This is a genomic window from Sphingobium amiense (assembly GCF_003967075.1).
GTDB classification, from domain to species: domain Bacteria; phylum Pseudomonadota; class Alphaproteobacteria; order Sphingomonadales; family Sphingomonadaceae; genus Sphingobium; species Sphingobium amiense.
Genome location: NZ_AP018664.1, coordinates 2,166,366 through 2,185,446, shown reverse-complemented (window position 1 = coordinate 2,185,446; position 19,081 = coordinate 2,166,366). Strand labels below are relative to the sequence as shown.

General features: G+C 64.1%; 14 protein-coding genes and 1 tRNA gene. 5 read left to right on the top strand and 10 right to left on the bottom strand.

Annotation, left to right across the window (positions count from 1 at the left end; all coding sequences use genetic code 11):
* Positions 1-75: 75 nt before the first annotated feature.
* From SAMIE_RS10495 to SAMIE_RS10450, 10 genes are all read right to left on the bottom strand, one after another.
* The gene (locus SAMIE_RS10495) at positions 76-981 is read right to left on the bottom strand and encodes a hypothetical protein (protein ID WP_066704039.1); all 906 of its coding nucleotides are present in this window, start codon (positions 979-981) and stop codon (positions 76-78) included.
* Positions 981-2,006 carry a helix-turn-helix domain-containing protein gene (locus tag SAMIE_RS10490; RefSeq protein WP_232037212.1) on the bottom strand — a complete coding sequence of 342 codons (1,026 nt, stop codon included), beginning with the start codon at positions 2,004-2,006 and terminating at the stop codon, positions 981-983. Before SAMIE_RS10490 ends, SAMIE_RS10495 begins: the two co-directional genes overlap by 1 nt.
* Before the next feature lie 469 nt (positions 2,007-2,475).
* Positions 2,476-5,238 carry a MobF family relaxase gene (gene mobF / locus SAMIE_RS10485; RefSeq protein WP_066704047.1) on the bottom strand — a complete coding sequence of 921 codons (2,763 nt, stop codon included), beginning with the start codon at positions 5,236-5,238 and terminating at the stop codon, positions 2,476-2,478.
* A complete protein-coding gene (locus SAMIE_RS10480; protein WP_066704049.1) occupies positions 5,238-7,109 on the bottom strand; it encodes a type IV secretion system DNA-binding domain-containing protein in 1,872 nt (623 codons plus the stop codon). The genes mobF and SAMIE_RS10480 overlap by 1 nt, the downstream gene beginning before the upstream one ends.
* A complete protein-coding gene (locus SAMIE_RS10475) occupies positions 7,106-7,477 on the bottom strand; it encodes a hypothetical protein (RefSeq protein ID WP_066704052.1) in 372 nt (123 codons plus the stop codon). The genes SAMIE_RS10480 and SAMIE_RS10475 overlap by 4 nt, the downstream gene beginning before the upstream one ends.
* A 207-nt stretch (positions 7,478-7,684) precedes the next feature.
* Positions 7,685-8,293, bottom strand: coding sequence for a hypothetical protein (locus SAMIE_RS10470; RefSeq protein ID WP_066704055.1), 609 nt, complete (start codon positions 8,291-8,293; stop codon positions 7,685-7,687).
* A gap of 75 nt (positions 8,294-8,368) precedes the next feature.
* Positions 8,369-8,542 (bottom strand): helix-turn-helix domain-containing protein, encoded by a 174-nt coding sequence (locus SAMIE_RS10465; RefSeq protein ID WP_066704057.1) that lies wholly within the window; start codon positions 8,540-8,542, stop codon positions 8,369-8,371.
* 177 nt (positions 8,543-8,719) lie between these two features.
* On the bottom strand, positions 8,720-9,415 hold the full coding sequence (locus tag SAMIE_RS10460; RefSeq protein ID WP_066704059.1) for a hypothetical protein: 696 nt from the start codon (positions 9,413-9,415) through the stop codon (positions 8,720-8,722).
* A gap of 74 nt (positions 9,416-9,489) precedes the next feature.
* Positions 9,490-10,815 (bottom strand): tyrosine-type recombinase/integrase, encoded by a 1,326-nt coding sequence (locus SAMIE_RS10455; protein WP_083952641.1) that lies wholly within the window; start codon positions 10,813-10,815, stop codon positions 9,490-9,492.
* 166 nt (positions 10,816-10,981) lie between these two features.
* Positions 10,982-11,055 (bottom strand) — tRNA-Cys (locus SAMIE_RS10450).
* A gap of 190 nt (positions 11,056-11,245) precedes the next feature.
* Between SAMIE_RS10450 and SAMIE_RS10445 the strand changes: the two genes are divergently transcribed.
* From SAMIE_RS10445 to SAMIE_RS10425, 5 genes are all read left to right on the top strand, one after another.
* Positions 11,246-11,878: a protein-L-isoaspartate O-methyltransferase family protein gene (locus SAMIE_RS10445; RefSeq protein ID WP_066703327.1), complete on the top strand. Its 633-nt coding sequence runs from the start codon at positions 11,246-11,248 to the stop codon at positions 11,876-11,878.
* Between the two features lie 23 nt (positions 11,879-11,901).
* Positions 11,902-13,395: a TolC family outer membrane protein gene (locus tag SAMIE_RS10440; RefSeq protein ID WP_066703330.1), complete on the top strand. Its 1,494-nt coding sequence runs from the start codon at positions 11,902-11,904 to the stop codon at positions 13,393-13,395.
* A 75-nt stretch (positions 13,396-13,470) separates the two neighbouring features.
* Positions 13,471-13,962, top strand: a complete 492-nt coding sequence (locus SAMIE_RS10435) for a DUF2497 domain-containing protein (RefSeq protein WP_066703333.1) — start codon at positions 13,471-13,473, stop codon at positions 13,960-13,962.
* A gap of 113 nt (positions 13,963-14,075) precedes the next feature.
* Positions 14,076-16,118: a S9 family peptidase gene (locus SAMIE_RS10430; protein ID WP_066703335.1), complete on the top strand. Its 2,043-nt coding sequence runs from the start codon at positions 14,076-14,078 to the stop codon at positions 16,116-16,118.
* A gap of 54 nt (positions 16,119-16,172) precedes the next feature.
* Positions 16,173-18,971, top strand: a complete 2,799-nt coding sequence (locus SAMIE_RS10425; protein WP_066703338.1) for a valine--tRNA ligase — start codon at positions 16,173-16,175, stop codon at positions 18,969-18,971.
* Positions 18,972-19,081 lie beyond the last annotated feature (110 nt).

The window sequence follows — 19,081 nt, the reverse complement described above, 5'->3', positions numbered from 1 at the left end:
TATCGGCATCGACCGCATCAAGCGCGGCACGAAAAACCATCGCGGCGTCGAGGATGTCCCCGTCCGCGACGGCCGTCATAGGAATGGTGACAGGAACGCGCGCAGGATGTCCGCCGCCTGCCGCTGGCGCAGAATGCGCCGGTTGCGCAATTCCTCGTCACGATCGACATAGGCATCGTCATGCTCGAAGCGGGCAACCGCCACCGGGCCATCGCGCAAATAGCTCTCGTCGGGATTTGCGTCGCAGAACCGGACAGCTAAGCGGCCAAGCGCCTCGCGGATCACATCGCCATGCTTGCCTTCCAGCGCGGATTTGAACGCGGCATGGACGGCATCGATGCCGCCCTCATAATGTTCGAGGCAATAGACAAGATCGTGCGCGTCCTTGCCCTCATGCCGCTGATCATATGCGAACGCCTTCAGGCAGGTGAAGCTGACGATATCGGCATGCCGCACGACCTCGGTGGTCCGCCCGCCGCCATTGAGCAGCTCGGCGGTGATCTCCTTGGCCTCGTGCAGGTCGAACACCATCGAGGCGTGCGGAATATTCATCGCCGTTACCTGGCTGTCAGTGGGCAGCTCGGTGACCTTGCTACCAGCCAGATTTGGCGCATCGGCGAGGAATTCGAGGATCAGCGTCGCATTGCCATCGATCTTCGTCTGCCACCGCCAGGACACCTTGTGCCCCTTGTCGTTGGTGACTCGCTCGAAATTCATTGCGAGGAGATTATCTTCGAGCGTCGCATAGGCCTCCATGTCAGTGAGAAGCCCCATGTCGACGACAACGTCGACATCGCCCGTGCCGGCGTGACGCGGGACCTCTGGAGGGCGGGCCGCGATGAGATATCGGGGCGTCAGGCCGCCAACCAGATAGACCGAATCCTTCCATGGTCCGAGACCGCGTAGAAGCGTCACCAACACGCGTTCGCAGCCTACGGTTACTGCGGCCTCATAGCCATCGATCGTTTGTGGCTTGGCCATCAGGCTTCCAGCCTTTCCGCACGAAGATGTGCAGCCATCTCCTTTGAGCGACCAGTGCCCTGAAGCAGATCAAGATAGACTTGCAGTGGCTCGGCAAGGCAGACACCGCCCAGCCGTTCGCCGACGGTGATGTCGCCGCGCGCGCGTGTCTCGATCACACCGAGATTCCATCCTTCGCTGACCGGCCGCGCCTGCAAGGTCTCAAGCGCATCGCGCTGGCGCGGACCGGGGACGATCCGACACCGGACCTGGGAAATGCTCGAGAGATATGGCGCGTAAGCCTGCGCAGCGGCGTCGGAGGTCACGGCGTAGGCAGCGTCGGCGTGGCGGCATGCCTGGTCGAGCCGCTGAGCGAGTCCGTCGGCATCCGCACCGGGCACATAGTAGCGCTCGATTTTCGGCGGCTTCTGGTCAGCGATATACTCGGCCCAGGCATCCAGCAACAAGCGTGGGGAGCGCAATCGGCGCAGCTTGGATGGTCCCGCGCCCTCGACATCGACCCATTCGCGCCGTTCCATTTCGCTGAGCGTGGCCGAGGCGGTGGCCGGCGACACCTCGGTTTCCTCGGCAATCTGCTTGACGCTCAGCCAGGCATCGCGGCGCGCAAAAACCGCCCGCACCACGCGCGCCTTCTGCCCCTGAAAGACAGAATCGAAGATCTTGCTGCTTTTGCGAGGTGCGGGGCGATCAATGTAGACGAACGCCTGTTTCGCGGGAATGTAGAGCGTGCCGCCCAGGTCGTAGAAGCCAATGCCTTCTTCGCGGAGGATATCGCGGGCGCCCGGCGAAATGGCGCGGGCGACGAAGAAGGGGACAATCTCACGATCGCTGTCTGGCAAATGGGCGAGATAATTGCGGAGTTGCCAGATCGTCTCACGCACATCACGCGGAAAGGCTTCCCGCTTCGCCTCAACTATGAGCTGGAGGGGACGTCCGGCGACGAGAGCTTCGACGATCGCATCGACTCGCCCGCGGGGTCCGATCGCGACCTCCCGGCCACCGATCCATGCCTGTCCCTCGGGCAAACCTGCGATGGTAGCGATGAGGCCGTCAAGCAGTTCGCGCTCTTCAAGTTCAAATTTCAATTTATTTCCTGCTCAGTGAATTTGCGCCATCTAGCAAATATTTGCCCGTTTGTCCATATTCGCTGTACAGAGATTATCTCCTTGCGGTGCTTTCCTGCGGGAACATATCTAATAAGGACTGGTCGAAACACAGCCTAGGCGATCGCCAACGATTGCTACTGCGAATGGCTGTGTTTCCAGATCGGTACGCACCCGACAGTCGCGAATGTCCGGCTATGCGGACGTTTGGTGGTTCTACCGAACGGACGGCAGCTTACCGACCATGATCGCCGCAAAGCGGACAGTTCGGACTGTCCCAACCCCGGTCATTCCTTTGCGGTGAAGCGAACAAACAAACGGTGGGTTAGAAAAACGGGATAAGACAACTGATTTACGCCGCCCCTTTAGGCTTGTGGGCGTAAGCCAAGCCTCACCCAAGACCAGCTCCCTTCGCGGTGCCAGCCGCCAACCCGGATGCCGCCGCCTGAGCGATAGCAGTCTGCACCTGGCCGGCCCGTTCACTGATCGCCGCAACCAGCTTGCCGCGATCATTGGTGAAGATGGTCGCGGATTCCTTTGCTCGGGATATCCCCACATAGAAGGATTTTTGATCGACCAGATTGACCGCCTTGCTGTCGGCATGGATGATGACATGATCGGCGGTGCGCCCCTGCGCGGCAAAGGCGGTATCGACATAGCCATGGGCGATATGCCGGTCGCGGGCGGAATCGAGGTGGAGCGTTTCCGTCGTTCCTCGCCCGATCTGGATGGTCGCGGTGCGGGCCTGTTGATCCACGGCGATCACCTCCGCGCGCCCACCATTGATCCGGCCCGCCTCCCGGTCATTGCGGGTGAAGCGGATTGCATCACCGGCTTTCAGGTCGATCGGCTGGGTTGAGAAGGCCTGGGCATGCCCCGCACCCCATTGCCGCAAACGCCAGTCCACCTTGCGCCCATCCTCGGTCTTGAGCGCGATGGCGGCCTTGGCCGGATCGATGCGCTCAACGCGGTAGGCTTCGCCACGGGCCACACCCTTGTCGGCATAGTCACGGGTGAAGCGAACCACATCGCCCTTGTCGTAACTCAAGGGATCGCGCGCCTCAGCACGGTTCAGCCCCTTGTTGACGAGGGCTTCCACCGGGACGGCGGGCCCCGACAGTGCCCCCGACCGGGTGAGCGCCGCGCGAATATCGGCGGTCAACGCATCGCGCCCCTCGCGTGACGGCTCGACAACGATGGTACGGACACGCTCGGCCTTGTCCAGCGCCACAAACCGCTCGGCAATGGCCGCGAAGCGTGTGGCCCGGTCAGCTTCCTCGATGATCCGCCCACTACCCCGATCGAGCGCGGCCATGGCTTTCCTGGCATCCCCCTCGATCGACGCCAGCACGGCATCCTTGGTGGCGAGGTTGGTCTGCCGCACGATCTCGGCCAGCCTGGCGGTTTCCATGCCAGCGCCCTGCAACTGGGCAAAGGCCGCACCCGCCTCGACTGACCCCAGCTGCTTCACGTCACCGACTAGCACGATACGGGCGTCATATTTTGCGGCCAGGTCGAACAGCCGCGCGGTATCGCGCGCCGACAACAGCGATGCCTCGTCCACAATCCACGCGGCGGGCCGGGTGAGATCGGACCTCTGTGGCGACAGCAGATGCCGGGCAACGGTATCGCCGCGCGTGTCCAGCGCTTCGCCCAGCACCATCGCCGCCGACGCGGTCGGAGCCAGGGCCGTCACGGCTATCCCCCGCGCTTCGGCCTCGCGGGCGAAGGTCGCCAGCACGGTCGTTGTCTTGGCGGTGCCGGCATAGCCCTGGACGGCAGTGATACGGTTGCGGCTGGTCAGAAGCTGCTCGGTGGCGGCGCGCTGATCGGGATTCCAGCCATGGCCTGTGCGCTCGGCCTGCGCCGCTGCGCCGGCAACAGCCTTGGCGGCGGCAAGCGGTGATGCGATGGGGGTAAGCGTGCGGCGCCCCTCGGCCTCGATCCTGAGCATCCTTGCTTCGGTCTCGACATTCTGCCGGGTGGTGAACCCGGCAAATTCCGCAACACGCCGATCGATATGAATACGGTCGATCAACTCGCCCTGTTTCGTTGCCACCTCGATCGCCGCCCCGATCTGGGCGTATCCGATCCGACCCAGCCCGATCCTCCCGGCTTCCTCCTGCAGGGCGGCAACAGAGAACACCGACTGCCGCTCGCCCAGCTTGTCGGCGGCATGGGCGACAGCACGGGCAGCGGCATTCTCCCCCTGCAATTCCATGGCCGCGCGATGGGCCGGATCGGCGGCTTTCGCTTCGGCCTCCCGGACCATCGCCAGCCTGGCCTCGGCCCCGAACCCCGCTTTGGCGGCCGTCTCCCGCCATTCCGTGACAAGGCTCCCATGATCAGCGGCAACCTTGGCCTCGCGGGTATCGAGCGTGGCAACCTGCTTCTCCACGGCGGTGGCGGTCTCTCGGGATGTACCGCGCTCGGAAAGTGCTGCCTCGATGTCGGCGCTCCGCGTGCTGAACGCCTCGATGACTTCGGTGGAGACACCCCTGATCTCGAACAGGGACTCCTTGCCCGCCTCGATCTCATAGCCCAGTTCCCGGACCTTCAACGCCAGTTCCTGCCGGTAGATCGCCCCGATCTGCTTCTGAAGCTGATAGATCGCGCGCGGTTCGAGGCTGCGCCAGGCACCGTCCTCGCCCTGCGTCGCGTTCATGAGGACATTGTGGGTATGAAGCTGCGGGTCCTGGGCGCGGCTGGTGCCGTGCTGGAAGCTGGCGATCACTAGATTGCCGGTCGCCTCGCGGGCGACCGTGCCGCCATCGCGGATGCGGGTGGCGGCCATATGGCGCTCGACATGGGCCATCGCTGTTTTCACTGCCTCACCATGCGCCTCGATCAACCGCCGGTCGCCCGCGACCTCGGCCATGATCGACACCGACTTAGGCGCGCTCAGGGTCACGTCCCAGCCGGGACGATGCTCCAACTGCCCGTCGCGGAACTTACCAAGCTGCTGGTAGCCGATCCTGCCGTCGAGCAAGGCGCGAAACGCATCGCGATCCACCTCGCCGGACAGGCCCAGCGCCTCCGCGCCAGCCCCCTGCCATTCGGAGGGCGATAGCCCGCCCTCGGCATAATAGTCGTCGGCCTCGTAATAGCTGCTGGCCTGCGCCGAACTGGTGAGTGCAGAGACGGACGCCACCATCACACCGGCCCCTGACTGTCGGGCTTCGGGGTGGGTGACGACGATCCTGATGAGGGGGATGCTGATGACAACGATGGCGGTGGAACTGTGCTGCTGGCGGCCTGTCCCCAGAGCATGGTCGCCGGATCGGCGGCGATGAACCCCGGCTGGTGGGGTTTGCCCCGCCGAGCGATATGATCGGCGGTCAGCCTGATCCTCGCCACTGGCAATCCGTCGGGGAGCAGGAGATATCCCTCGTGCCGCGCAAGGCGGAGCTGGCTCTCCATGACGGCAGGCCGCACCTCGCGCATCCGCCCCAGATTGATGCGGTGGCCTTCGTCGCCATCGCCCAGCATGTCGGTCTTGGTCCGGATCTCCATCTCGCAATCGCCGATGGTCTGGCTAGCCCATTGGCGGGTGTCACTGTCGATGGTCTGCAGGAACAGCTTGGTGTTGCAGCAGCCCAGCATGGATTCGGCAATCTGCGGCCCATAGCGGTGCTGCATCTGCCCCAGTGCCTGGAAGGTCAGCACGACCGCAGCGCCGAACTTGCGGCCCTCCGGCAGCAGCCGCGCCAGATTGTCGACGCGCGGCAGGTCGGCCAGTTCGTCCAGCACGAACCAGATACGCCGATCGTCGGAAGGGCGCAGGCCCAGTACCGCGCTGGCCGCGCATTCCAGCCAGCAGGCGAGGAGCGGTTTCGAGGCTTCGAAGTAGTCCTCCTTCCTCGGCACGAATATCCAGGGCCGCGCACCCGGATGCCGGTCGAGCGCTTCAATGAAGCTGCGGAAGGCAAAAGGCTTCGCCTTGCCGTCCTCAGCGCGCAGGAACTGGATCAGGTCCGCTGCCTTCGCCAGCATGAACAGCACGCTGCCCGTGGCCCGGTCGGCATCGTCGGCAAAGGTGCGGGCCGACGAACTGGTGGCGAGCCATTCCTTGAGGTCGTCCTTGGGCCGGTTCTTCAGGGCATGGAGCAGGTCGGGCAGGGTGCGCCTGTTCTCCTGCCACAGAGCCCGGATCATATTGGCGACGAGGATGCGGCTGGTATCGAGCCACACGTCGCTGTCGTGCTGGCCGGTCTCGGTAATCAGTTGGTGGGCGATGCGGTCGGCATCGGCTGGATGGGCGATCTCGGCGAAGGGCGACCAGAAGGCGCAGCGGGCATCGAACGGGTTGAGGATCGCGTCGCCGCGCGCCGGATCATAATAGTGCGCGATGAACTCGCCGATGGTGTCGTAGACCAGCGCGGCTTCGCCTCGCGCCTCGATGCCGTCGAGCAATTGCCGCAGGGCGGTGGTCTTGCCGCTGCCGGTGGTGCCGATCATCGCCATGTGGCGGGTTTCCAGACGGGGGGGGATCAGCACCTTGCCGATCGACAGGGGGCGTGCGTCAGCCTCCTTCCCGGTCAGCCTGGCAAGCTGCTTCTCGTCCACCACTTGCGTTCCGCCGATCCAGCGATCGGCCAGGAGGCGCTCGCGTCGCCGCGCCATAGCGCCGCGAAAGGCGATCAGGCCCACAAGCCAGGTGCCGAAGCCCAGCACACTGCCCCACTTTCCATAGGACCAGACAAGATCGACGCGCCGCCGGAAATAGGGATGGGCGATGATCTGGCGCGCCGATCGGCCTTGTTCGATATGGTCGGGATAGTGAACGTCGATCCCTGTGTCCGCCTCCCAGCCGGAAACGGCCCAGAGCTTGGTCCTCGCCCAGTAGTAGGTGCCGGTGGCGAGCATCGTGTCGCGGCCTAGCATCATGTTGGGCAGTGTCAGTCCGCCGAGAGCAATGGAGGCGAGCATGATCAGGGCTTGCCGCTTGAGCCGCGCGCCCTGCGTGCTGAGATGATGCTTGCGCAGGGCATCGGCATGGTTGCGGCGATCGTCGGGGCGGGTCATGGCCGGTTCTCCCGCGCGAGGCCCCGCTGGCGATTGTAGGCGGCGGTGATCTCCTCGGTGAGGATCGCGTCACTCTTGCGCGCGCCACTAGCGGCGCTGCGGGCGTAGCAATAGGCAGCGCAGGCGGTGAACAACGCGCGGTCCAGCATCCGCTCCACATCCACGATGCGCGTACCGACCGATGCCAGTTCGGTGACGATCTCGCGGGCGTCGATCGCGCTGCTTGCCCCCTGAGCGAGGGCGGCCAACCCCGTGTCCACGACGCGGGCGAGCATGGCATATTCGCTGAGGCCGCGTTGTCTGGCAAAGCCGGCAAGGGTGCGGTGCTGGGCCGGAGAGAGCCGCACGGTCTGGGCGCGGGCGCTCATCGCACCGCTCCAGCCGAGATGCTATTCGCCATCGCGGAAAACGGCGCAATTGCGCCGTTGCCGTGTCCTCCCGTTTGACGGGATGCTATCCGCATCCCGTCAAACCCGCAGAAATGCGCGATGCACCCGTGCGTGAGGTGTGTATCTGAATTGTGGGCTCGATGCGAAGCATCGCGGCCCTGCGACCTCGCAAAAATAGCGACCTGGTCAGGCATGATCCGATCCTTTCCGGCAGGCTTCGCACAAGGCGCCGCTGGGTTCGCCCAAACAGCAATCGCTGGCCTCGCAGGCGATACCTTCCGGCCCACTGGTGGCTTCACGCTGCCTGCAAATCCATGCTGCTATCATCGCCTTGGCGGCGAGGTCGGCCGCCTTCCGATCGATCTCCTCCGGGACATTGCGAGGGGCATAGAGGTCATGCTCGCGAACCCATGCGAGGACCGTCTTCTCGATCGCCTGTTGCATCCGCTCGTGCAGCGCGCGCGCTTCGAACGGATTGAGGTGGGCTGTGACGCCACTGGTGAGAATCAGGCCGCCCAGGGGAAGCCAGTGCCGATCCACCACCTGCCAGGGCCCGTCGATCCGGCAGGTGGAAACATCGCCGCGATAGATCGCGATCGGTGGGCGTTGAGATCGTCGCCACGGGATCAGCGAATTGCGCAGCGTGTCGCCGTCCTCGTCGTCGGCAACAATTCTGTCGAGCAGCGGCGTCACATAGGGTGCGACACGGGCGTCGATGAATGCGCGATAGGTAATCTTGCGATCACGGCGCATGAAGTCGGCAAGCCGGTCAACGGCCTTGCGGAAAATGGGCATGGGGTGTCCTTTCGTGAATTCCACGATTGGCGGGGCCAGAGATGGGGTGAGACGCGGGCGCAAAGCGCCGATGCATCAGATGGCAGTTCGGGATTGCGCCAGGCGTTTGATGGACTCGGTGGTGAGCAAGGTCCGCCTGCCGATCTTGATAGCGTCGAGGCTGCCGGACTTTATGAGGGCGTAGACCGATGATCGCCCGACGCCGAGCGCCTTGGCGGTCTCATTGATGGATATGGCGAGAGGTTCCATGTGCGTCTCCAAGTTGGCCGACCGACTGCGGCGGGAGACGTGGCAAGTTGCACAGGGTTGCCAGTGGCCCACCCCGTAATGGGAAAGCTGCAGAAATCCGCTGATGACGCGCGGGACGGAAAACAAATGCCGCCCGCCAAAAAGCCCCTCCCGATTCGCAAAAATCAAAAACGGCGGTCAGCGGTCATTGGGAGCCACAGAATTTTTCAGATGAGCGTAAATTTTCTTGGCGTAGGGCACCAGTCGATCGCGTTTTGGTATCTCGCCGGAGACATTGGCTGAGCTGTCGAACCACTCATCGAGCCAATCGGTGATGGCATGGATCGCCGTAGCTTCATCTTTCAGGTCCAGCGTTTCCAGCCTCGGATCGCTACGCAAATCGAAAATCGCTTCGATATAAGCATATTTGACGTTCCGGCCTGGTCCCGACCCTCGCTTGGGCTTGATCTTAAGGGCATTGATAATCTCACTGGGGTCGGCCTCAATCTTGATTGCCTCCGAAACGCGCTTTCCTCCCGGCAAGAGGCAAAGCGACCGGAACGCTCCGAACTCCGAAAGCAAGAGGACACGCAGCTTGCCGAACGAATAGCGGCGATCCAGATAGTGCTTTTTGCCTTTGCGATCCCTGAAATATGCCTTCGGGCCGCCTTCACGCTGGATATAGGCGAAGAACTTCTCGAGGGTCTCTTTCGTCTCGTCGCTTGCGTTCAGATACAGGGCTTCACGCGGTGTCCACAGCCAGCCGCGCCCATATTGAAAGCGGCCCCATTTCCATAAGGCATATAGCGGGATGAGACATGAGACCTGGGCTGCCCCAAAAAGGATGTTTCCAGCGGTTTTCGAGAATGGCCTAGCGATCAAGAACGCTGTCATGAGCAATGGCGGAATAGTGAGGAGGACCGGGACAGCCCACGTATAAAGAGAAGATTCCCGTCCGATATTCTCCGCTACTGTTCGGATAATGTCGTCCAGTTCCCTTCGTGCTTCATCTTCGTCCTCATGGAGTAGCTGTAAGACAATTCTCCGAAGGGAGCGGGCGTCGTCGTTGTCCATCGCTCAATCTTCTCCCGTTGACGGGGGACATTGCCCGCACCTCGCAATTCGTCCAGATAGTCGCTCCACCATTGGGCCATTGCAACACGTTCGCGCCAATAGGCCGATTGGTTGTAAATGCGCCGGACGCTTCCTGCGACCATATGCGCCAGCGCCCGTTCGATAGCGTCGGGGTTCCATTTGCCGGATTCGTTCAACAGCGAGGATGCGGACGTGCGGAAGCCGTGCGCGGTCATTTGGTCCTTGGGAAAGCCCATACGGCGCAAGGAAGCGTTGATCGTGTTCTCGCTGAGCGGCCTTTCGCGCGTCCTGACCGACGGAAACACATAACGTCCGGAACCGGACAGGGAGCGCATTTCCGCGAGGATCGCCAGCGACTGCCGGGATAGCGGCACCGAATGGGGCTGGCGCATTTTCATCTTCCCTTCCGGGATGATCCAGACCGCCTTTTCAAAATCCACCTCCTTCCACTCCATATGCCGGATTTCGCCGGGACGCTGGAAAACGTGGGGCGTGAGTTTCAGGGCATACATGACGGAGGGATCGCCCTGATAACCCTCGATCGCCCTGAGCAACGCGCCAAATGCCACCGGATCGGTGATCGCGGGGAAATGCTTGACCCTCGCTGTTGTCAGCGCACCTATGAGCAACTGGGCTGGGTCACGCTCGGCTCGTGCTGTCGCCACCCCGTAGCGAAACACGCGGCTGGCGAATGCTCGGAGAAGATTTGCCGTATCCAGCCGGCCCCGCCGCTCATGCTTACGAAGTTCGTGCAACAGTTCCTGCGGGGTGATCTCTGCGATGGGACGTTTGCCGAATTCTCCGCCAAGCAGCTTCACGAACCAGCGCATCTTTTTCAGCGTCGGCTCTGCCAACCCCTCCCGCGTTTTCTTCTCGATCAATTCCTCTGCCACGCTGGCAAAGCTGTTATTGGCGCGGATGCTCGCTTCGATGCGTGCCTGACGCTTGGCGGCGTTGGGATCGACATCATGGGCAAGTTGCCTGCGAGCCGCATCGCGTGCTGCACGCGCCTCGGCGAGCGTGATTTCAGGATACGAACCCAGCGCCAGCTTTCGCTCCACGCCGTTACGTCGATATTTGACGCGCCAGAGTTTGCTGCCCCCCGGATTGACCAGCAGGTAAAGCCCTTGCCCGTCCGTGACCTTGTAGGGTTTGTTCTTGGGCTTCGCGTTGCGGACTGCGGTGTCGGTCAGCGCCATTTGGGGGCCTCGCTGATGTGGAGGGCCTGGCGAGGCCCCCAAATTTGCCCCGATCAGCCAAATTTAGAGGCAAACAGAGGCAGTCGCTGACGATCAGCGAGTGCCTCTAAACTAGCGGAAATCTAAGGTTTTTTCAACCATCAGCACGCATCTGCTGACAGGGTACTGGAGGCCCGAGCCGGAATCGAACCGGCGTATACGGATTTGCAGTCCGCTGCGTCACCACTCCGCCATCGGGCCTCGGTGCGGTGGGTGGCCGCAAATGTGCGGCTTTGGTGGCAAAGTCAAGCCGGGGATCGGCGGGCGGCCCCAAGAATCTTGTGCGGCGCGGCGCAAAGCCGCTTGGCGAGGGCGAGTGGCTGATCTAGAGGTCGGGAGACGCCTTAGTGTATTGCATTGTCAATACAGTTGTGCCAAGCGAGGACTTATCGTGACCGAGCAGAATTTCTCTTCGATGCGGGCCGCCATGGTCGAAAGCCAGTTGCGCACCAGCGACGTGGACGATCCGCGCGTCGTCGCCGTGATGGCGAAGGTGCCGCGCGAGGATTTCGTGCCCGCCGGCCGCCGCGCCGCCGCCTATATCGACCGGCCCGTGCCGCTGGGCAACGGGCGCGCGCTCAATGCGCCGCTGGTGACGGGACGGTTGCTCAAGGAAGCGCAGGTCGAGCCGGGCGACCGGGTTCTGCTGATCGGCGCGGCGACGGGCTATGCCGCCGCGCTTCTCGGCGAACTGGGCGCAACGGTGACGGCGGTCGAGGAAGAAGGCGGGCCGGAAACGGCGGCGACCGGCGCCACGCTGGTGCGCGGGCCATTGGCGCAGGGCGCTTCGGCTGGCGCGCCATATGACCTGCTGTTCATCGACGGGGCGGTGGAGGAAGTGCCCGCCGCGCTCGTTGAGCAACTCGCCGATGGGGCGCGCGTCGTGACCGGGCTGATCGACCGGGGCGTTACGCGCCTCTGCAGCGGACGCGCGGTCGGGGGCGTTCTGGGCCTCACGCGCCTGACGGATATCGAAATGGTGGTGCTGCCGGGCTTCGGCGCGCCCAAGGCATTTACTTTCTGACGCGCAGGAGCAGGCGGGGGCACATGACGGCGAAGCATCAATCGGGTGGACGGCGGGCTGTTGCCGCCCTGCTTCTGCTGACATCCGCTCTGGCCGCGCCAGCAGGCGCCGAAACATTGCAGGGCGCGCTGGCGAAGGCCTATGCCAGCAACCCGACGCTGACCGGCGCGCGCGCGGGACAGCGCGCCACTGATGAGGGCGTCGCGATCCAGAAGGCAAGCGGCCGTCCGGCGCTCAACCTGTCGGGCACCTACGAGGAAAGCATCCTCAAGCCGACGATCAGCTTTACTTCGCCCCAGCGGACGGTGAACGCGCAGACGCAGCTTTCCGTGCCGATCTACGCGGGCGGGCAGGTGCGCAACGGCATCAAGGCGGCCAAGACGCGCGTGGACGCCGGGCAGGCGCAGCTTCGCGGGACGGAGATGAGCATCTTCTCCCAGACGGTTGCGGCCTATATGGACGTAATCCGCGACACCGCCATCGTCTCGCTCAACCGCGCCAATGTGCGGGTGCTGGAGGTCAATCTTCAGGCGACGAACGATCGGTTCGAGGTCGGCGACGTGACCCGCACCGATGTGGCGCAGTCGCAGTCGCGCCTCGCGCTCGCCCGGTCGGACCTCCAGACATCCGAGGCGAACCTGATCACCAGCAAGGAAAATTACATCGCGCTGGTGGGTGAGGCGCCCGACAATCTAGAGCCGCCGCCGCAGCTTCCCGGCCTTCCCGCAGACCCTGATTCCGCAGTGCAGGTGGCGCTGCGCGACAATCCCGACATTCTTGCCGCCAACAAGCAGCGGGAGGCGCGCGCCTATGATGTGAAGGCGGCGAAGGGGGCGGTGCTGCCGCAGGTCTCGGCCTACACGCAGGCGGGTTACACCAACTATCTCCATTCGCTCAACAGCAGCGCGCAGGACGCCAACGGCAACATCATCGAAGGACCGCAGATCAACAAGCAGGCGGCAGCGGGCGTGCAGATTTCGATCCCGCTCTACCAGGGCGGCCGTCCCGGCGCGCAGGTGCGGCAGAATCAGGCGCTCGAAGCGCAGGCGATCGAGCAGGCGATCGAAACCGAACGCGGCGTCATCGCCCAGACCCGCGCTTCCTATGCAAGCTGGCAGGCGTCGCTGGAAACCATCAAATCGGCGGAAAACGCCGTGTCGGCATCCTCGCTGTCGCTGGAAGGCGTGCGGGCGGAAAATTCCGTGGGCAGCCGCACCATTCTCGACATTCTCGACGCCGAACAGGAAGCGCTCCGCGCGCGGGTGCAGCTCGTTTCGGCGCGGCGCAACGCCTATGTCGCGGGCTTCAGCCTGCTGGCGTCGATGGGCCATGCCGAGGCCGATGACCTGAACCTCGGCGCGGGCGCGCTCTACGATCCGATGGTCAATTACAAGCGGGTCAGGGGCAAGTGGTTCGACTGGGACTTCGACCCCGCGCCCCGGCCCGTGGCGACACGGACCGTTGACACGCCCGCACAAAATGCCAATGTCCCTGCCGCAACGACGCAACAGCCTTAACCGCTTGTTAACCCGCACGAGTAATTTTGATGTGAAGCGGAACGGCGCGTGGTGAAATTTGGACGGGGAAACTCCATGGGTGACATGACCAAGGAACCCTCGATGGAAGAGATCCTCTCGTCCATCAAGCGGATCATCGCCGAGGAAGGCGAGGAAGCGGTTCAGGCCGCTCCGCTGCGCCGTTCACGCGGCGAAAAGGCCGCGGCGCAGGCACCCGTGCCTGCTCCCGCCGACCCCGACGAAGTGCTGGAACTGACCGACGAGATCGCGGAGGAACCCATGCCCGCTCCCAAAGCCGCGCCCAAGGCTACAGCCGCCGCCGCGCCCGCTGCCCCCGCGTCGGACGACTCGATCCTGTCCATGGAAAGCGAAGTCGCGGCGCGCCATTCGCTATCGGCCCTGTCCTCTATGCTGGTGGCTCCGGCGGCCGGGCAGGACAATACGCTCGACGGGCTGGTGCGCGCGATGCTCAAGCCCATGCTCAAGGAATGGCTCGACGCGCGGCTCCCCGCGCTGGTCGAGGACATGGTGGCGAAGGAAATCGCCCGCATCACCGGCGGTCGCTGAACCGGCGCTTGCACAAGGCCGTTCGCGCGGCCTAGACCCTTGGCATCCTGACGATCGCTGACCGGCGCGTCCTGCGTCGGCGCGAATCGCCATCCGATGCAAGGGTGATATTCATGAAAACATATCTTCTGGGAGCCGTCGCTGCGCTCGCGATGAACGCCGCGCCCGCGCTGGCCCGTCCGTTCACGCCCGCCGATATGGTGAGCCTCAACCGCGTGGCCGCGCCCGCCGTCTCGCCCGATGGCAGATGGCTCGCCTATCAGTTGCGCACCACCGACCTTGCCGCCAATCGCGGACGGACCGACCTCTACCTGCTCGACATCGGGCGAGCGGGGCAGACGCCGCGCCTGATCGCGTCGGTGCCGGACAGGAACGAGGCGGCGCCCGTCTTTTCCCCCGATGGCGCCAGCCTTTATTATCAGTCGGACGCGAGCGGCGACGACCAGCTCTGGCGCGTGGCGCTGGCGGGCGGGGAGCCGGTGCAGATCACCAAAGCGCCGGGCGGCATCTCCGGCTTCCTCATCAGTCCCGATGGGACGAGGGTCGCGCTGTGGGCCGACCGGCCCGTGGGCGCGAAGACCATCGACGATGTGAAGCCCGACGCGCCGAAGGATGCGGGCACGGGCCGGGTCTATGACCAGCTTTTCGTGCGCCACTGGGACAGATGGGCAGACGGGCAGCGGTCGCAGGTCTTCGTCATGCCGCTGTCGGGTGGTCCGGCTGTGTCGGTGATGGGAAGCCTTGTCGGCGACGCGCCGTCGAAGCCCTATGGTGGGGCGGAGGAACTGGCCTGGAGCCGGGACGGGCGGACGCTCTTCTTCACGCTGCGCGAGGCGGGGCGAATCGAGCCGCTTTCGACCAATCTCGACATCTTCTCGGTTCCGGCGGACGGCAGCGCTGCGCCTGTGAACCTGACCGCCGCCAACGAGGCGACGGACACGATGCCGGCGGTGTCGCCGGACGGCAAGTGGCTCGCCTATGCCGCGATGAAGCGGCCGGGTTATGAAAGCGACCGGCTTGTGCTGATGCTGCGCAACATCGCGACCGGTGAAACGAAGCCGCTGACCGAAGGGTGGGACCGTTCGGTCGGCTCTGTCGCCTGGGACGCCGATGGCAAGGGGCTGCTCGTCACCGCCAACGATGTGCTCGACAATCCGGTGTTCCGGGTCGATGCCGCGTCGGGAAAGGTGACGCGCCTCACCGGCAGGGGCCATGCGGCAAGCGTCGTGCCGCTGCCCAAAGGCGGGTTCGTGTACGCGCTCGACAGCATCCAGTCGCCCGCAGACTTCTGGAAGATGCCAGCGAAGGGCAGGCCCGCGCGCCTCACCAGCGTCAATGCGCAGAAGCTCGACGGCGTCGATGACGTGTCGGTCGAGCGGTTCAGCTTTAAGGGCGCGAATGGCGACACGGTCTGGGGGCAGATCGTCAAGCCGCTGAACCCGTCCGCCAGCGGCGCGGCGCCCAAGCTGCCGGTCGCTTTCCTCGTCCATGGCGGACCGCAGGGCAGCTTCAACGATTCATGGTCCTACCGCTGGAATCCAAAGGCGTTCGCGGCGCATGGCTATGCGGCGGTGATCGTCGATTTCCACGGCTCCACCGGCTATGGGCAGGCCTTCACCGACAGCATCAACAGGGACTGGGGCGGAAAGCCGCTCGAAGACCTGAAGCTCGGCCTCGCCGCCGCCGCGGCGAAGGACGCGCAGGTCGATGCGGGCAACGCCTGCGCTCTGGGGGCGAGCTACGGCGGCTATATGATGAACTGGATCGAGGGCCAGTGGCCCGACGGGTTCAGATGCATCGTCCAGCATGACGGCGTGTTCGACGCCCGCGCCATGGCATATGAAACCGAGGAACTGTGGTTCGACGAATGGGAACATGGCGGCCCCTATTATGAGCAGGCCGCCGAATATGAGAAATGGAACCCGGTCAATCACGTCGCCCGGTGGAAGACGCCCATGCTGGTGGTGACGGGCGAAAAGGACTTCCGCATTCCCTATACGCAGGGGCTGGCCGCCTTCACCGCGCTCCAGCGGCGGAATATCCCGTCGAAGCTGCTGGTGTTCCCGGACGAGAATCACTGGGTGCTGAAACCCCGCAACTCGCTGCAATGGTATGGCGAGGCGCTGGGATGGCTCGACAGATGGACGGCGAAATAGCCGACGCCTAAAAGCGCTGGAATGGAAGCGGCCGGGCGATTAAGGCCGCTTCCCATGACCGAATTGCCCAAGACTTTCGACCCCGCCGACATCGAGGCCCGCTGGTATGCGCATTGGGAGGCGAAAGGCCTGTTCCGCCCGGAACGGCCCGACGCCGCGCCCTTCACTATCGTCAACCCGCCGCCCAACGTCACGGGCAGCCTGCATATCGGCCACGCGCTCGACAATACGCTGCAGGACATCGCCGTCCGCTACGAGCGGCTGCGCGGCAAGGACGCGCTGTGGGTCGTGGGGACCGACCATGCGGGCATCGCGACGCAGATGGTGGTCGAGCGGCGGATGGAGGAGCGCCAGGACAAGCGCACCAACTATACGCGCGAGGATTTCGTCGCGAAGGTGTGGGAATGGAAGGCGGAAAGCGGCGGTGCGATCACGCGGCAGTTGCGGCGGCTGGGCTGCTCGATGGACTGGGCGAACGAGCGCTTCACCATGGACGAGGGCTTTTCGAAGGCCGTGGTCAAGGTGTTCGTCGAACTGCACCGGCGCGGCCTGCTCTATCGCGACAAGCGCCTCGTCAATTGGGACCCGCATTTCCGCTCCGCCATTTCGGACCTTGAGGTCGAGACGAAGGAAACGCAGGGCGGCTTCTGGCGCTTCCGCTATCCGCTGGCGGACGGAGTGAGGCTTGCCGACGGGAGCGACCATATCGTTGTCGCCACGACGCGGCCCGAAACGATGCTGGCCGACATGGCGGTCGCGGTGCATCCCGATGACGCCCGCTACAAGGACGTCATCGGCAAGGAAATTCTCCAGCCGATCACCGGACGGCGACTCGCAATCGTGGGTGACGATTATGCCGACCCGGAACTGGGATCGGGCGCGGTCAAGATCACGCCGGGGCATGACTTCAACGATTTCGAGGTCGGCAAGCGCGCGGACATCAGGGCGGCGGACATGCTCAACATGTTCGACGCCGACGCGAAGGTAGTGCAGACCGCCGACGGGCTGGTGCCGGAGGAGTATCTGGGGCTGGACCGTTTCGACGCGCGCAAGGCGGTGGTCGAGGAGATGAAGGCGCTCGGCTTCCTCGTGCCGCACGTCACGAAGAACAAGGAGGGCGAAGAAATCGCCGCCGACTTCGAGCCGCGCACAATCCAGACGCCTTATGGCGACCGCTCCGGCGTGGTGATCGAGCCGTGGCTGACCGACCAATGGTATGTCGACGCCGCGAAGCTCGCGGTCGCGCCGACGCAGGCCGTGCGCGACGGTGCCATCGAGATCGTGCCGAAGACGTGGGAGAAGACTTTCTTCAACTGGATGGACAATATCCAGCCCTGGTGCGTGTCGCGGCAGCTCTGGTGGGGGCACCGGATACCGGCTTGGTTTGGTTGGAGACGAGGCGAGCACAACATCGCCAAAGGCCCCAATGTTGAGCCGGATATCTTCGTTGCGGAAACAGAAGAAGAAGCAATTCGCTTGGCGACTGACGCTTACAAGCCGTTTCTTCTAGAAGGCCAAGAGATCAGCGTAGTCGATAGCAGGCAAGATGCTGAAAAACGCATTGGCTTGTCAATTTGGCGCGATCCCGATGTGCTCGATACATGGTTCTCCTCCGCACTGTGGCCGTTCGGGACGCTGGGTTGGCCGGAGCAGACCGACCTGCTGGCCAAACACTATCCCAACGACCTCCTCATTTCCGGATTCGACATCCTGTTCTTCTGGGACGCGCGGATGGCGATGATGGGACAGGAGTTCATGGGTGAGGTTCCGTGGAAGAAGCTCTACCTCCATGGCCTCGTGCGCGCGGCGGACGGGCAGAAAATGTCCAAGTCCAAGGGCAATGTCGTCGATCCGCTGGGCCTGATCGACACCTATGGCGCGGACGCGCTGCGCTTCTTCATGGCGGCGATGGAAAGCCAGGGCCGCGACGTGAAGATGGACGAGAAGCGTGTCGAGGGGTATCGCAACTTCGCAACGAAGCTGTGGAACGCGGCGCGCTTCCTTCAGGCGAACGGTGTCACGGCGTCGACCACGCATGAAGCGCCACACGCCGCGCTCCCCGTCAACCGCTGGATCGTCGCCGAAACGGTGGCAACCGTGCAGGCGATCGACATGGCGATGGCGGACCTGCGCTTCGACGCGGCGGCCAACGCCATCTATCACTTCGTCTGGGACCAGTTTTGCGACTGGTATATCGAACTGACCAAGGGCGCGATGGACGCGGAGACGCAGGCGGTCGCGGGCTGGGCGTTCGACCAGATCCTCGTCATGCTCCATCCCTTCATGCCTTTCATAACCGAAGAGTTATGGAACCTGACCGGCGCGCGGGAGAATGAACTGATCGTCGCACGCTGGCCGATTGCCTTGGCGGCTGTGGACAGCCAAGCGCAGGCGGAGATCGACTGGCTGATCCGGCTGGTGAGCGCGATCCGCACCGCGCGGACCGAACTCAACGTGCCGCCGGGCGCGAAGCTGCCGATGGTGGTGCGCGATGGCAAGGAGGAGACGCACCGCCGCCTCGACCGGCAGGGCGTGGCGCTGGCGCGGCTGGGCCGGGTCGAGAGCCTGAGCTTTGGCGATGCGCCCCCCGGCGGCGCGGCGCAGATCGTCATCGACGAGGCGACTTTCATCCTGCCGCTGGAGGGCGTGATTGACATCGCCGCCGAAAAGGCGCGGCTGGCCAAGGCCTTGGCGGCAGCGGAGAAGGAGCGGGATTCGCTGGGCGGCCGCCTGTCAAACCCCGCCTTCGTCGAAAAGGCGAAGCCCGAAGCCGTCGCCAAGGCGCGCGATGACCATGGCGAAAAAAGCGCGGAGGCGGAGCGGCTGAAAGCGGCGCTGGAGCGGTTGGGGTAGGCGATTCTCCCCTGAAAGGGGAGGGGGACCGCTAGCGTAGCAAGTGGTGGAGGGGTTTCCCGCCATCGTGAGGGCGACACCCCTCCGTCATTGCTACGCAATGCCACCTC

What these genes read in the sequence shown, in the direction of transcription:
- SAMIE_RS10480 (WP_066704049.1), bottom strand. Translation starts at nt 7,109, where the DNA reads ATGACCCGCCCCGACGATCGCCGCAACCATGCCGATGCCCTGCGCAAG.
- mobF (WP_066704047.1), bottom strand. Translation starts at nt 5,238, where the DNA reads ATGGTGGCGTCCGTCTCTGCACTCACCAGTTCGGCGCAGGCCAGCAGC.
- SAMIE_RS10465 (WP_066704057.1), bottom strand. Translation starts at nt 8,542, where the DNA reads ATGGAACCTCTCGCCATATCCATCAATGAGACCGCCAAGGCGCTCGGC.
- SAMIE_RS10440 (WP_066703330.1), top strand. Translation starts at nt 11,902, where the DNA reads ATGACGGCGAAGCATCAATCGGGTGGACGGCGGGCTGTTGCCGCCCTG.
- SAMIE_RS10475 (WP_066704052.1), bottom strand. Translation starts at nt 7,477, where the DNA reads ATGAGCGCCCGCGCCCAGACCGTGCGGCTCTCTCCGGCCCAGCACCGC.
- SAMIE_RS10455 (WP_083952641.1), bottom strand. Translation starts at nt 10,815, where the DNA reads ATGGCGCTGACCGACACCGCAGTCCGCAACGCGAAGCCCAAGAACAAA.
- SAMIE_RS10425 (WP_066703338.1), top strand. Translation starts at nt 16,173, where the DNA reads ATGACCGAATTGCCCAAGACTTTCGACCCCGCCGACATCGAGGCCCGC.
- SAMIE_RS10470 (WP_066704055.1), bottom strand. Translation starts at nt 8,293, where the DNA reads ATGCCCATTTTCCGCAAGGCCGTTGACCGGCTTGCCGACTTCATGCGC.
- SAMIE_RS10495 (WP_066704039.1), bottom strand. Translation starts at nt 981, where the DNA reads ATGGCCAAGCCACAAACGATCGATGGCTATGAGGCCGCAGTAACCGTA.
- SAMIE_RS10460 (WP_066704059.1), bottom strand. Translation starts at nt 9,415, where the DNA reads ATGACAGCGTTCTTGATCGCTAGGCCATTCTCGAAAACCGCTGGAAAC.
- SAMIE_RS10435 (WP_066703333.1), top strand. Translation starts at nt 13,471, where the DNA reads ATGGGTGACATGACCAAGGAACCCTCGATGGAAGAGATCCTCTCGTCC.
- SAMIE_RS10430 (WP_066703335.1), top strand. Translation starts at nt 14,076, where the DNA reads ATGAAAACATATCTTCTGGGAGCCGTCGCTGCGCTCGCGATGAACGCC.